The organism is Streptomyces sp. FXJ1.172 (assembly GCF_001636945.3).
In the GTDB taxonomy this organism is placed as follows: domain Bacteria; phylum Actinomycetota; class Actinomycetes; order Streptomycetales; family Streptomycetaceae; genus Streptomyces.
In genome coordinates this window covers 3987139-4000078 of sequence record NZ_CP119133.2, presented here as the reverse complement: position 1 = coordinate 4000078, position 12940 = coordinate 3987139, and the positions used below count along the sequence as shown (strand labels likewise).

Here is a 12940-nt window from a genome sequence, read left to right as displayed (position 1 = left end):
GACTCCATGTCCAACCCCGAGGCGGGACCGGGCGCGACGGTGCGCCGGGTGCTCGCGGTGATCCCCGCGCGCGGCGGCTCCAAGGGCGTGCCCGCCAAGAACCTCGCCCCCGTCGGCGGGGTCCCGCTGGTGGCCCGCGCGGTACGCGAGTGCCGGGCGACCCGGCTGGTGACCGACGTCGTCGTGTCCACCGACGACCAGGCCATCGCCGCCGCCGCCCGCGAGGCCGGCGCCGAGGTCGTGCTGCGGCCCGCCGCCATCGCCGGGGACACGGCGACCTCCGAGGCCGCCGTCCTGCACGCCATGGAGGCCCACGAGGCGCTGCACGGCGCGCCGGTCGACGTGGTCCTGCTCGTCCAGTGCACCAGCCCGTTCATCGTCCGCCAGGACATCGACGGCGTCGCGTCGGCGGTGATCGAAGGCGGCGCCGACACCGCGCTGACGGTCGCGCCGTTCCACGGGTTCGTCTGGCGCGAGGCGATCGACGGACTCGCCGCGCACGGCGAGCCGTCGGCCCCCGGCGCGGCGGCCGGAGGCCGGGTGGCGGCGGAGGGGTCCACGGGCCCGGCGGCCGGGCCCGGCACGGCCTCGCCGGCCGCGGCGGCGGGCGGCAGCCACGCCGTTCCCGCGCCGACCGCCGGAGGCCTCGGTGTCAACCACGACAAGTCCTTCCGCCCCCGCCGCCAGGACCGCCCCCAGGACTTCCTGGAGACCGGCGCCGCCTACGCGATGGACGCGGCGGGCTTCCGGGGGCACCGGCACCGCTTCTTCGGCCGCACCGAACTCGTGCGCACCGACCCCGCGCGCGTGCTCGAGATCGACGACCCGCACGACCTGGCGCGGGCCCGCGCCCTGGCCCCCCTCTTCGACGCGGACCGCCCCGGTTCGCTGCCGACCGCCGAGGACATCGACGCGGTCGTACTGGACTTCGACGGCACCCAGACCGACGACCGGGTGCTGATCGACTCCGAAGGACGGGAGTTCGTCTCCGTGCACCGCGGCGACGGACTCGGCATCGCGGCCCTGCGCAGGAGCGGCCTGAAGATGCTGATCCTGTCCACGGAACAGAACCCGGTGGTCGCCGCCCGCGCCCGGAAGCTCAAGCTCCCGGTGCTGCACGGCGTCGACCGCAAGGACCTCGCGCTGAAGCAGTGGTGCGAGGAGCAGGGCATCGCGCCGGAGCGCGTGCTCTACGTCGGCAACGACGTCAACGACCTGCCGTGCTTCGCCCTCGTGGGCTGGCCCGTGGCGGTCGCGAGCGCCCACGACGTCGTACGCGGCGCCGCACGCGCGGTCACCACTGTCCCCGGCGGTGACGGCGCGATCCGAGAGATCGCCAGCTGGATCCTCGGCCCCTCTCTCGATTCCCTCCCCAAGTAAGGACATCTCCTGATGAGCACCAACTCCCGTCTGCGTACGTTCGGTTCGCGCGAGGTCGGCCCCGGCAGGCCCGTCTACATCTGCGGCGAGATCGGCATCAACCACAACGGTGAGCTGGAGAACGCCTTCAAGCTGATCGACGTGGCCGCCGAGGCCGGCTGCGACGCGGTCAAGTTCCAGAAGCGCACCCCGGAGATCTGCACCCCGCGCGACCAGTGGGACATCGAGCGCGACACCCCCTGGGGCCGGATGACCTACATCGACTACCGCCACCGGGTGGAGTTCGGCGAGGACGAGTACCGGCAGATCGACGAGTACTGCAAGGAGAAGGGGATCGCCTGGTTCGCCTCCCCGTGGGACACCGAGGCCGTCGCCTTCCTGGAGAAGTTCGACGTTCCCGCCCACAAGGTGGCGAGCGCCTCCCTGACCGACGACGAGCTGCTGCGCGCCCTGCGCGCCACGGGCCGCTCGGTCATCCTCTCCACGGGCATGTCGACCCCGAAGCAGATCCGCCACGCGGTCGAGGTCCTCGGCTCGGACAACATCCTGATGTGCCACGCCACGTCGACGTACCCCGCGAAGGCCGAGGAGCTGAACCTCCGCGTGATCAACACGCTGGAGAAGGAGTACCCGAACGTCCCGATCGGCTACTCCGGCCACGAGACCGGCCTGCAGACCACGCTGGCCGCCGTCGCCCTCGGAGCCGCCTTCGTCGAGCGTCACATCACCCTCGACCGCGCGATGTGGGGCTCGGACCAGGCCGCGTCGGTGGAGCCGCAGGGCCTCACGCGCCTGGTCCGTGACATCCGCACCATCGAGGCCTCCCTCGGCGACGGCGTCAAGAAGGTCTACGACTCCGAGCTGGGCCCGATGAAGAAGCTGCGCCGCGTCGCCGGTGTGGTGGCCGAGGCGGAGATCGCGGCGGCGGCCGGCGAGCCCGTCACGGTCTGACCTCCGGTCTCTTGAGCCCCTTACGACGGGACGGTCGTACGCCGATGAGCCCCCGTGCCGGTCAGCCCGGCCCCCCTCCCCGCACGCTCGCCTTCGTGGAGAGCCCGGTCCAGCTGCTGAACGTACTGGAGTGGGCGCACCTGCACGGGCTGCGCGGTCCGGACCCGGAGCCGCTGCCGTCCGTGCCCACGCAGGTGCGGCGGACGGTGGCCGGTGCCTGCCCGCCGGCCGGCGCGGAACTCACCGTCGTCGTCCTCGCCCCGACCGATCCCATGACCCGGGGCCAGCTGCGCCGCATGGCGGACCTGGCCCGGGACGAGGGGCACCGGGTGCGCTGGCAGGAGGCGCGGGGCGGCACGACCGCGCCCTTCTCGACGATCGGCGGCCTGGCGGGCCCGCTCCGCCGGGCCGAACGGATCGTCATGGGCGACCCGTTCTCGCGTTACGTACAACTGCTGCTGACGATCACCCGCGCCCAGGACCTCGTCGTCGTGGACGACGGCACCGCGACGATGGAGTTCGTCGCCCAACTCGCGCGCGGTGAGCGCCTGGTGCGCTGGCACCGCAAGGGCGGCCGCCCCGGGCCCAGGGACCTGCTGTTCGCCCCGGTCTCCTCCTCGGCCCGCCGCAGGCTGACGCCGAGCGACCGCCGCCGCGTGGAGGTCTTCTCCTCGATGCCGGTGACGGAGACCCCGCAGGGCGTGACGGTCACCGCGAACGACTTCGTGTGGACCCGCTCCCGCTTCGGCCCGCCGCGCATCACCAAGGGCGCGGACATGGTCGGCACGTCCCTGGTGGAGACGGGGGTCGTGGACGGCGACCACTACCTGGAGGCGGTCCGCAGCCTCGCGAAGGCCCACGGCGCGACACGCTACTTCGCCCACCGCAGGGAGAGCGCGGAAAAGCTCCACCGCCTGGCGGCGGAGACCGGGCTGGAGATAGTCCGCCCGGACCTGCCCCTCGAACTCATCGCCCGCCGCGGCCCGATCGGCCGTACGATCCTCAGCTTCCCGTCCACGGTCGTCCACACCCTGCCGCTCGCGCTGGTGGGCACGGGGGTGCGGGTGGCGGTGTGCGACATCGACCCGAGCTGGCTGACGCAGACCGCGTCCCCCCGGGCGCAGGGCTTCCTGTCGGGAGTCACGGGTACGGCCAGGGACGTGCACCGCCTGGCGGCGGTGGGGCTCGCCTAGGCGGACCCGCGCACACGTCGACCACCTGTTCGATACGGGGGGTGCCGCGGGGCCGCGCCAGGAACGTCCGCGCCGCGTCGGTCACGCGTCCGGCCCCGCCGGCAGGGGCCCGCTGCGAGGTCCGGTTCCTGGACAAGTCGAGCAGGACTGTGGTGAGGCGTGGTATCCGTGGAAGGAGAAACAGTGGTTTTACCCATCCGTGTCCGCCGCCATGCGTCCGCCGGTCAGATTTTCTTCCCCTAACGGGCTGAAGTTTTGTTGATCGAGGGGTAGTTGACCATCCGGGCGTCCTACCCTTCAGAGGGTGAAGCAATTGATGTCCCTAGAGTCCGAGGCCGGCCTCGCGGGGGATGTGCTCCCCGGCGCGCTGAGCGAAGCCCTGCACGCCGAACTCGTCGCCTTCCGTCGCGATTTGCACATGCACCCTGAGCTGGGCAATCAGGAGTTCCGTACGACCGCCGCGATCAAGGAGCGGCTGGAGCGGGCGGGGCTCGCGCCCCGGGTGCTCGCCAAGGGAACCGGACTCGTGTGCGACATCGGGCTCACCGAGGGCAAGCGGCCGGTCGTACCGCTGCTCGCGCTGCGTGCGGACATCGACGCCCTGCCCATCCCGGACACCAAGACCGACTGTCCGTACCGGTCCACCGTGCCCGACCGGGCGCATGCCTGTGGGCACGACGTGCATACGACGGTCGTCCTCGGGACCGGGCTCGTGCTCGCCGATCTGCACAGCAAGGGCCTGCTGCCCCGGCCCGTGCGGCTGATCTTCCAGCCCGCCGAGGAGGTGCTGCCCGGCGGCGCCATGGACGCGATCGAGGACGGGGTGCTGACCGGGGTCGGCCGGATCCTCGCCGTGCACTGCGACCCCCGGGTCGACGCCGGGCGGGTCGGGCTGCGGCACGGGCCGATCACCAGCGCCTGCGACCGGCTGGAGGTCGCGCTCGACGGCCCCGGCGGGCACACCGCCCGGCCCCACCTGACCACCGACCTCGTCACCGCCGCCGCCCGTGTCGCCGTCGACGTGCCCGCGGTGATCGCCCGCCGCGTCGACACCCGGGTCGGGCTGGCGCTGACCTGGGGCCGGATCGAGTCGGGGCACGCGCCGAACGTCATCCCGCAGCACGCCGAGCTGTCCGGCACCGTGCGCTGCCTGGACCTCGATGCCTGGCGGCAGGCCCCCGACATCGTGCACGCGGCCATCGACGAGGTCGCCACCCTGCACCACGCCAAGTCGGAGATCACCTACGTCCGCGGGGTGCCGCCCGTCGTCAACGACCGGGAGTCCACCGAACTGCTGCGCCGCGCGATGTCGGCCCGGCGCGGCCGGGACTCCGTCGAGTCCACCGAGCAGAGCCTCGGCGGCGAGGACTTCTCCTGGTACCTGGAGCACGTGCCGGGGGCCATGGCCCGGCTCGGGGTCCGCAGACCCGGTGAGCGCACGGTCCGTGATCTGCACCAGGGCGACTTCGACGCCGACGAGCACGCGATCACGGTCGGCGTGGAGATGTTCACGGCGGCGGCCTTCCTGGAGCCCAACGCCGTGCCGGAGTGAGTTCGCCGTAGCAGAGCCGGCAAACGGCCCCCGCGGGGGCCGTTCCCCCGGCCGGCGCAACACACGAATCGATAACGGCCGGGAGAACCCCGTTCCTCGCCCCTTCTACGCGCGTTAATGTGCGCCGAAATCGCCACCAGTGGCGGCCCATTGGGGACAGCGACCCGTGACGGCGCTGTAGGGATGAAGGGGTGCTCGCTGTGCGTCTGCTCTCTCGGAAGGCCTCCCGGAGAACGAGGTTCTCCCAAGCTGCGGTGACCGTCGCGGTCGTCGCCCTCGCAGCGGGCGGCTGCGGCAAGTCCAGCACCGCCTCCAACAGCACGTCCGGCAAGGACGGCAAGTACGCCGGCCAGGGCATCGGCCTCGCCTACGACATCGGCGGCAAGGGCGACCAGTCCTTCAACGACGCCGCCTACTCGGGTTTCAAGAAGGCCGAGGCCGAGTTCAAGATCGGCGGCCGGGACATCGAGCCGCAGGCCGGCGAGTCGGACGCCGACAAGGTGCAGCGCCTGGAGACGCTCGCCAAGGCCGGCTACAACCCGGTCATCGGCGTCGGCTTCGCCTACGCACCGGCCGTGAAAGAGGTCGCCGCCAAGTACCCGAAGGTCAGCTTCGGCATCATCGACGACGACACCATTCAGGCGAAGAACGTCGCCGACATGGTCTTCCACGAGGAGCAGTCCTCGTACCTGGCGGGCGTGGCCGCGGCCAAGGCCACCAAGAAGAACCACATCGGCTTCATCGGCGGCGTGGACATCCCGTTGATCCACAAGTTCGAGGCCGGGTTCGACCAGGGTGCCAGGTCCGTCAACCCGAAGATCAAGATCGAGTCGCAGTACCTGACCCAGACGCCGGCGGAGGGCGGTTTCTCCAGCCCGGACAAGGGCCAGAACGCGGCCAACGGCCAGATCGACGCCGGTGCCGACGTCATCTACCACGCGGCAGGCCTCTCCGGCCAGGGCGTGATCAAGGCCGCCGCCCAGCGCAAGGTGTGGGTCATCGGCGTGGACAGCGACCAGTACAAGCAGGGCGCGCTCGCCGGGTACAAGGACTACATCCTCGGCTCCGCCCTGAAGAACGTCGGCGGCGCGGTCTACGACCTGGTCAAGTCCGTCTACGACGGCAAGCCGCTCACCGGCGAGGTGCGCGGCGACCTGAAGTCCGGCGGGGTGGGCTTCGCCGACAGCAACCCGAAGTACCAGGCCATGAAGGACGTCGCCGCCGCCGTCGGCAAGGCCGAGCAGGACATCGTGAACGGCAAGGTCACCGTGGCCACCAAGTGAGGTGACGGTCCCCGCACGCGCCAAGGGGGACGCTCCCGCCACCGGCGAGGCCGGCGGCGGGAGCGTCCCCCTTGGCGGGTCAGGTGCTGCGGGCCCGTGACGGGGCCGGCGGCCGGCCTTCTCGTCAGACCGGCTCGTCCGTCTCGACCGACATCGAGAGCACCCCGGTGCCGGAGTAGCCGTGGTCGACGGCGCACACGGCCTTCGACGTCTCGCCCTTACGGGTGTTGGCCCAGTTGCCTTCCGAGTTCCACTTGATGCCGCGCGGGTCGACACACACGACGTGCACCCGGTGGACGCTGAAGCGGGTGTCGCCGCCCGTGCACTTTGCGTAACCGGTCGTGCCGTCCTTGGACTTCCACGTCGAGCAGGTCTGCGAGGCCATGGCGGGCGACGCGAGGCCGACGACGGTGGCCGACAGGGCGACGCCGGCACCGGCGGCCGCGGCGGCGAGCTTGGAGAACTTCATGATCCTCCCCTGGATCACGGAACCCGTCAGGTTGGTCCGACCTGCGGGAACGTCTGTTTTGATCAACAGGGACTTTGTCATGTGACCGACGGATGAAGATCAGTCCCGAGGAGGATTTGGCCGGGTGCCCGGCACTGGTAGGCGGCTGCCCCGGCGCATGGTCCGGGGAGTTCACGGACGGTGACCGGCCGGGGGGTCGGAGCGACCCCTCCAGGGATACAAAACGGTCCCATAACACTCTGGTAAGACGGGGTTTTCCTGCTCTGTCTACGCGCGTTACTCTGCGGCGGAACCAGCGCCTGGTATGGGCGCTTGCACAAAGGAGTCTCGTACCATGCGCCGGGTATCCCGTATCGCGGTCGCGGGCGTTGCGACCGCAGCCCTCGCCGTCACTGTTTCCGCCTGTGGAAGCTCGTCCTCCTCCTCCACCGGGGGCGGCAAGTCCAAGGGCGTCGGTCTCGCCTACGACGTCGGCGGCAAGGGCGACCAGTCCTTCAACGACGCCGCCTTCGCCGGTTTCCAGAAGGCCGAGAAGGACTTCGGCGTCAGCGGCCGGGACGTCGAGCCGCAGGAGGGCGAGACGGACGCGGACAAGGCGCAGCGTCTGGAGACGCTCGCCAAGGCCGGCTACAACCCGGTCATCGGCGTCGGCTTCGCCTACGCGCCCGCCGTCAAGGAGGTCGCCGCCAAGTACCCGAAGGTCAGCTTCGGCATCGTCGACGACAACACGATCCAGGCGAAGAACGTCGCCGACCTGGTCTTCCACGAGGAGGAGTCCTCCTACCTCGCCGGCGTCGCCGCCGCCAAGGCCACCAAGAAGAACCACATCGGCTTCATCGGCGGCGTGGACAACCCCCTGATCCACAAGTTCCAGGCGGGCTACGAGCAGGGCGCCAAGTCCGTCAACCCGAACATCAAGGTCGAGTCGCAGTACCTGACCCAGACGGCCCAGGAGGGCGGCTTCGCCAGCCCCGACAAGGGCCAGGCCGCCGCTGAGGGTCAGATCGGTGCCGGCGCCGACGTCGTCTACGCCGCCGCCGGCCTCTCCGGCCAGGGCGTGATCAAGGCCGCCGCCGCGCACAAGGTCTGGGCCATCGGCGTGGACTCCGACCAGTACGCGCAGACGGCGCTGGCGCAGTACAAGAACTACATCCTGACCTCGGCCCTGAAGAACGTGCAGGGCGCGGTCTACGACCTGGCCAAGTCCGTCATCAAGGACAAGAAGCCGCTGTCCGGCGAGATCCGCGGCTCGCTCGCCAACGGCGGTGTGGGTCTGGCCGAGTCCAACCCGGTCTTCAAGAACAACGCCGACATGCAGGCCGCCATCGCTAAGGCCAAGAAGGGCATCATCGACGGCACCATCAAGGTGAAGACCTCCTGACCGTCTTGATGAAGGCCTTGGCCGAGGCGGCGCTGTAATGGCAGCGTTACGGCCACGGAACGGGGTGCGGAGAGGATCGCCCCTGACGCCCGTGCGGCATCAGGATCGCCCGCACCCCGTTCGCGCGGCAGAATGCTCGGAATGGATCGGGTGCTTGTCCGAAATGAACGCTTTCGGACAGGCCGGATCAGGTCCGGGCACTATTTAAAGCAGGGGCGCTACGCGCGTAGAGCGACCCCTTTCCCGAGGAGAGTGCGCCATCGACGCGTCCAGCAGCCCTCCGCTCACCGCTCAGTCGACCGTCGCGGTAGAGCTCACGGGTATCACCAAGCGATTCCCCGGTGTCGTGGCCAACCACGACATCCACCTGACCGTCCGCAAGGGCACCGTCCACGCCCTCGTCGGCGAGAACGGGGCCGGCAAGTCGACCCTGATGAAGATTCTCTACGGCATGCAGAAGCCGGACGAGGGCACCATCGCGGTCGACGGCGAGCAGGTCGCGTTCCACAGCCCGGCCGACGCCATCGCCCGCGGCATCGGCATGGTCCACCAGCACTTCATGCTGGCCGACAACCTGACGGTGCTGGAGAACGTGGTGCTCGGCAGCGAGAAGCTGTACGGCATCGGCGCCGGCGCCCGCCAGAAGATCAAGGAGATCTCCGACCGCTACGGCCTCGGCGTCCGCCCGGACGCCCTGGTCGAGGACCTCGGCGTCGCCGACCGCCAGCGCGTCGAGATCCTCAAGGTCCTCTTCCGCGGCGCCAGGACCCTGATCCTCGACGAGCCGACCGCCGTGCTCGTCCCGCAGGAGGTCGACGCGCTCTTCGACAACCTGCGCGAACTGAAGTCCGAGGGCCTGTCCGTCATCTTCATCTCGCACAAGCTGGGCGAAGTGCTCTCGGTCGCCGACGACATCACCGTCATCCGGCGCGGCACCACCGTCGGCACCGCCGTGCCGTCCGAGACCACCCCGCGCCAGCTCGCCGAGATGATGGTCGGCAGCGAACTGCCCACCCCGGAGACCGCCGAGTCCACGGTCACGGACCGGCCCGTCGTGGAGGTCCGGGACCTCACCGTCTACGCGGCCGGCGCCTCGCTCGGCGCGGAGGCCGAGCCCTCCGCCGTCGGTCTCACCGAGTTCGCGGGGGACGGCGGGGCCAAGCGGGTCCTGGACGACGTCTCCTTCACCATCCACGCCGGCGAGGTCATGGGCATCGCCGGTGTCGAGGGCAACGGCCAGACCGAGCTGATCGACGCACTCATCGGCACCAAGCACGCCGACTCCGGCCAGATCCTCTTCCTCGGCGAGGACATCACCCCCTGGCCCACCCGCAAGCGCCGTGAGCAGGGCGTCGGCTACATCCCCGAGGACCGCCACCGCCAGGGCCTGCTGCTGGAGTCCCCGCTGTGGGAGAACCGCATCCTCGGCCACGTCACCGAGAAGCCCAACGCCAGGGGTTTCTGGCTGGACATCAAGGGCGCCCAGGCCGACACCCGCCGGATCGTCGAGGAGTACGACGTCCGTACCCCCGGCATCGACGTCACCGCGGCCTCCCTGTCCGGCGGCAACCAGCAGAAGCTGATCGTCGGCCGCGAGATGAGCCACGCCCCGAAGTTCCTGATCGCCGCCCACCCCACCCGCGGTGTGGACGTCGGCGCGCAGGCGCAGATCTGGGACCGCATCCGCGAGGCCCGCCGCGAGGGCCTGGCCGTACTGCTGATCTCCGCCGACCTGGACGAGCTGATCGGCCTGTCGGACACCCTGCGCGTCATCTACGACGGCAGGCTGGTCGCCGACGCCGACCCGGCCGCCATCACGCCGGAGGAGCTGGGCTCGGCCATGACGGGTGCCGCGTCCGGCCACCTGGAGCACGAAGAGACCGCCCCCGAGGGCGACGACAACGCCGGTCCGGAGGACGAGGCCCGATGAAGAAGTTCGACAAGGAGCGGGTGCTCGTCGCGGTGGCCGGACCGGTCATCGCGCTCGTCGTGGCGATCGCGCTGACCTCGGTCGTGCTGATCGCCTCGGGCCGCAACCCGTTCGAGCCGTACCGCCTGATGCTCCAGCAGCTGCCGTACTCGGACATCCAGGTGCTGATCGTCAACCAGGCGTCGCTGTACTACATCGCCGCCATCGCGGTCGCCCTCGGCTTCCGCATGAACCTGTTCAACATCGGCGTCGACGGCCAGTACCGCCTCGCCGCCGTGATGACCGCCGTCGTCGGCGCCAACGTCGACCTGCCCGGCTTCCTGCAGATCCCGCTGCTGCTGCTGGTCGCCATGTGCACCGGCGCCTTCTGGGCCGGTATCGCGGGCGTCCTCAAGGTCACCCGGGGCGTCAGCGAGGTCGTCGCGACCATCATGCTGAACTCGATCGCGACCGCCGTCATCGGCTACGTCACCCTGGCCAACGTGTGGGGCGTGCAGGTCGGCAACAACATGACGACCGGCATCATGCACAAGTCCGGCTGGTTCCCCGGCATCAACCTCGGCTCGGACGTCGGCGAGATCTACGGCCTGGTCTTCCTCGCCGTCCTGCTCGGCGTCCTGTACTGGCTGGTCCTCAACCGCACCCGCTTCGGCTTCGACCTGCGCGCCACCGGCGCCTCCGAGACCGCCGCCGCGGCCTCCGGCGTCGACGCCAAGCGCATGGTGCTGATCTCCATGGTGATCTCCGGCGCCGTCGCCGGCCTGTCCGGCCTGCCGCTGCTGCTCGGCGACACCCACACCTACAGCCTGGACTTCCCCGCGGGCCTCGGCTTCACCGCCATCGGCATCGCCCTGCTGGGCCGCAACAACCCCGGCGGCATCGCGTTCGCCGCCCTGTTGTGGGCCTTCCTCGACAAGGCCTCGCCCGCCCTCGACTACGCGACCCCGGTGGCGTACGAGAAGGAGATCGCCACGATCATGCAGGGCCTGATCGTCTTCGCGGTCGTCATCTCGTACGAGGCCGTGCGTCAGTGGGGTCTGCGCCGCCAGCAGAAGCGGGTCGGCGCGGAGCTGGCCGCCGCCGCTCAGAACACCAACAAGGAGGTGGCGGCCTGATGTCCACCGAGACCATCGCCAAGCCGCAGGCGAAGCAGCCCGGCAAGGGCGGCCGCCGCATGTCGCTCCCGGTACTCCTGCTCGTCATCGCGGGCGTGCTGGTGCTGACCTCGGTCGTCCGCCTGATCACCGGCGCGGACGGCATCGACTCGACCGGCCAGATGTCCACCGCGCTGCAACTCGCGGTGCCGATCGGCCTCGCCGGCCTCGGCGGCCTGTGGGCCGAGCGCGCGGGCGTCGTCAACATCGGCCTCGAGGGCATGATGATCCTCGGCACCTGGTTCGGTGCCTGGGCCGGCTACCAGTGGGGTCCGTGGACCGGTGTCGTCTTCGGCATCATCGGCGGCGCGCTCGGCGCCGTCCTGCACGCCATCGCCACCGTGACGTTCAACGTCAACCACATCGTCTCCGGTGTGGCGCTGAACATCCTGGCCCTCGGCGCCACCCGCTATCTGTCGAAGTTCACCTTCGCCAACGCCCCGCAGGGCTCCTCCAAGCAGTCCCCGCCGATCAGCTCGCTCGGCACCTTCAGCATCCCGGGGCTCTCGCACTGGCTGGACACCCTCAACGGCAAGCACTGGTTCCTGGTCTCCGACATCGCGGGTCTGCTCGGCGGTCTGGTCACCGACCTGTCGCCGCTGACCGTGTGCGCCGTCGCCCTCGTCCCGCTGACCTGGTGGGTGCTGTGGCGGACCTCGTTCGGTCTGCGCCTGCGCTCCTGCGGCGAGAACCCGGTGGCGGCCGAGTCCCTCGGTGTCAACGTGTACAAGTACAAGTACATCGCCGTGATCATCTCCGGCGGCTTCGCCGGCCTGGGCGGCGCCTTCCTGTCCATCGTGGCCTCGAACGTGTACCTCGACGGCCAGACGGCCGGCCGTGGCTACATCGGCCTCGCCGCGATGATCTTCGGCAACTGGATGCCGGGCGGTCTCGCCCTCGGCGCGGGTCTGTTCGGCTACACCGACAGCCTCAACCTGCGGGGCGGGACGACCAACGTCCACGCGCTGATCCTTCTCGTCGCGATCCTGCTGGTGTTCGGCGCCGCCTACCAGGTGTGGAAGAAGAAGTACGTCCCCGGCGTCGTCACGGCCGTCATCGCGGCCCTGACGTTCCTCTGGTACGTCTCCACCAACGAGGTCCCGCGCCAGCTGGTGACGGCGACCCCGTACATCGTCACGCTGCTCGTCCTGTCGCTGTCCGCGCAGAAGCTGCGCATGCCGAAGGCCGACGGCCTGCCGTACCGGAAGGGCCAGGGCAAGTGACCCGGCAAGCCGCCGAGTTCGACTGGGAGGCGCTGAGGGAGGTGGCGCGCGAGGCGATGACCCATGCCTACGCCCCCTACTCCGGCTTCCCGGTCGGCGTGGCGGCCCGGGTCGACGACGGCCGCACGGTCACCGGCTGCAACGTGGAGAACGCCTCCTACGGCCTCGGCCTGTGTGCCGAGTGCGGTCTGGTCTCGGACCTGCAGCGCACGGGCGGCGGCCGCCTCACGCACTTCACCTGCGTGGACGGCGAGGGCGCCGCGCTGGTGCCCTGCGGCCGCTGCCGCCAGCTCCTCTACGAGTTCGGGGGCCCGGAGCTGCTCCTCGACACCCCCGAGGGCATCCTGCCGCTCTCCGAGATGCTGCCCCAGGCCTTCGGCCCGGACCATCTCACCAAGTAACTCCCGTGTACGGCCCCTCCGAG

The 12940-nt window shown here is 70.4% G+C and carries 11 protein-coding genes; 10 read left to right on the top strand and 1 reads right to left on the bottom strand.

Features of this window, described 5'->3' with window-relative positions; all coding sequences use genetic code 11:
- Positions 1-6: 6 nt before the first annotated feature.
- The 5 genes from A6P39_RS17690 (at position 7) to A6P39_RS17670 (ending at position 6359) form a co-directional block, all read left to right on the top strand.
- Positions 7-1380, top strand: coding sequence for an N-acylneuraminate cytidylyltransferase (locus A6P39_RS17690; protein ID WP_067041707.1), 1374 nt, complete (start codon positions 7-9; stop codon positions 1378-1380).
- Positions 1381-1392: 12 nt separating this feature from the next.
- Positions 1393-2331, top strand: coding sequence for an N-acetylneuraminate synthase family protein (locus A6P39_RS17685; protein WP_067041710.1), 939 nt, complete (start codon positions 1393-1395; stop codon positions 2329-2331).
- Positions 2332-2375: 44 nt separating this feature from the next.
- Entirely contained in the window at positions 2376-3524 is a 1149-nt protein-coding gene (locus A6P39_RS17680; RefSeq protein ID WP_067041713.1) for a hypothetical protein, read from the top strand.
- Positions 3525-3840: 316 nt separating this feature from the next.
- The gene (locus tag A6P39_RS17675; RefSeq protein ID WP_067041716.1) at positions 3841-5076 is read left to right on the top strand and encodes an amidohydrolase; all 1236 of its coding nucleotides are present in this window, start codon (positions 3841-3843) and stop codon (positions 5074-5076) included.
- 254 nt (positions 5077-5330) lie between these two features.
- Positions 5331-6359 carry a BMP family lipoprotein gene (locus A6P39_RS17670; protein WP_067041720.1) on the top strand — a complete coding sequence of 343 codons (1029 nt, stop codon included), beginning with the start codon at positions 5331-5333 and terminating at the stop codon, positions 6357-6359.
- A gap of 124 nt (positions 6360-6483) precedes the next feature.
- Here A6P39_RS17670 and A6P39_RS17665 read toward each other — a convergent pair whose 3' ends face one another.
- On the bottom strand, positions 6484-6828 hold the full coding sequence (locus A6P39_RS17665; RefSeq protein WP_067041722.1) for a hypothetical protein: 345 nt from the start codon (positions 6826-6828) through the stop codon (positions 6484-6486).
- Between the two features lie 334 nt (positions 6829-7162).
- On the opposite strand from A6P39_RS17665, the gene A6P39_RS17660 reads away from it, so the two are divergent.
- From A6P39_RS17660 to A6P39_RS17640, 5 genes are all read left to right on the top strand, one after another.
- Positions 7163-8209, top strand: a complete 1047-nt coding sequence (locus A6P39_RS17660; protein WP_067041725.1) for a BMP family lipoprotein — start codon at positions 7163-7165, stop codon at positions 8207-8209.
- A gap of 259 nt (positions 8210-8468) precedes the next feature.
- Positions 8469-10139 (top strand): ABC transporter ATP-binding protein, encoded by a 1671-nt coding sequence (locus A6P39_RS17655; protein ID WP_067041728.1) that lies wholly within the window; start codon positions 8469-8471, stop codon positions 10137-10139.
- Complete coding sequence (locus A6P39_RS17650) at positions 10136-11254, top strand: ABC transporter permease (RefSeq protein WP_067041731.1); 1119 nt, start codon at positions 10136-10138, stop codon at positions 11252-11254. Before A6P39_RS17655 ends, A6P39_RS17650 begins: the two co-directional genes overlap by 4 nt.
- On the top strand, positions 11254-12516 hold the full coding sequence (locus tag A6P39_RS17645) for an ABC transporter permease (protein ID WP_067041734.1): 1263 nt from the start codon (positions 11254-11256) through the stop codon (positions 12514-12516). The genes A6P39_RS17650 and A6P39_RS17645 overlap by 1 nt, the downstream gene beginning before the upstream one ends.
- Complete coding sequence (locus A6P39_RS17640) at positions 12513-12917, top strand: cytidine deaminase (RefSeq protein ID WP_067041737.1); 405 nt, start codon at positions 12513-12515, stop codon at positions 12915-12917. The genes A6P39_RS17645 and A6P39_RS17640 overlap by 4 nt, the downstream gene beginning before the upstream one ends.
- The last annotated feature ends 23 nt before the right edge of the window (positions 12918-12940 follow it).

What these genes read in the sequence shown, in the direction of transcription:
- A6P39_RS17660 (WP_067041725.1), top strand. Translation starts at nt 7,163, where the DNA reads ATGCGCCGGGTATCCCGTATCGCGGTCGCGGGCGTTGCGACCGCAGCC.
- A6P39_RS17665 (WP_067041722.1), bottom strand. Translation starts at nt 6,828, where the DNA reads ATGAAGTTCTCCAAGCTCGCCGCCGCGGCCGCCGGTGCCGGCGTCGCC.
- A6P39_RS17680 (WP_067041713.1), top strand. Translation starts at nt 2,376, where the DNA reads ATGAGCCCCCGTGCCGGTCAGCCCGGCCCCCCTCCCCGCACGCTCGCC.
- A6P39_RS17690 (WP_067041707.1), top strand. Translation starts at nt 7, where the DNA reads ATGTCCAACCCCGAGGCGGGACCGGGCGCGACGGTGCGCCGGGTGCTC.
- A6P39_RS17685 (WP_067041710.1), top strand. Translation starts at nt 1,393, where the DNA reads ATGAGCACCAACTCCCGTCTGCGTACGTTCGGTTCGCGCGAGGTCGGC.
- A6P39_RS17645 (WP_067041734.1), top strand. Translation starts at nt 11,254, where the DNA reads ATGTCCACCGAGACCATCGCCAAGCCGCAGGCGAAGCAGCCCGGCAAG.
- A6P39_RS17675 (WP_067041716.1), top strand. Translation starts at nt 3,841, where the DNA reads ATGTCCCTAGAGTCCGAGGCCGGCCTCGCGGGGGATGTGCTCCCCGGC.
- A6P39_RS17650 (WP_067041731.1), top strand. Translation starts at nt 10,136, where the DNA reads ATGAAGAAGTTCGACAAGGAGCGGGTGCTCGTCGCGGTGGCCGGACCG.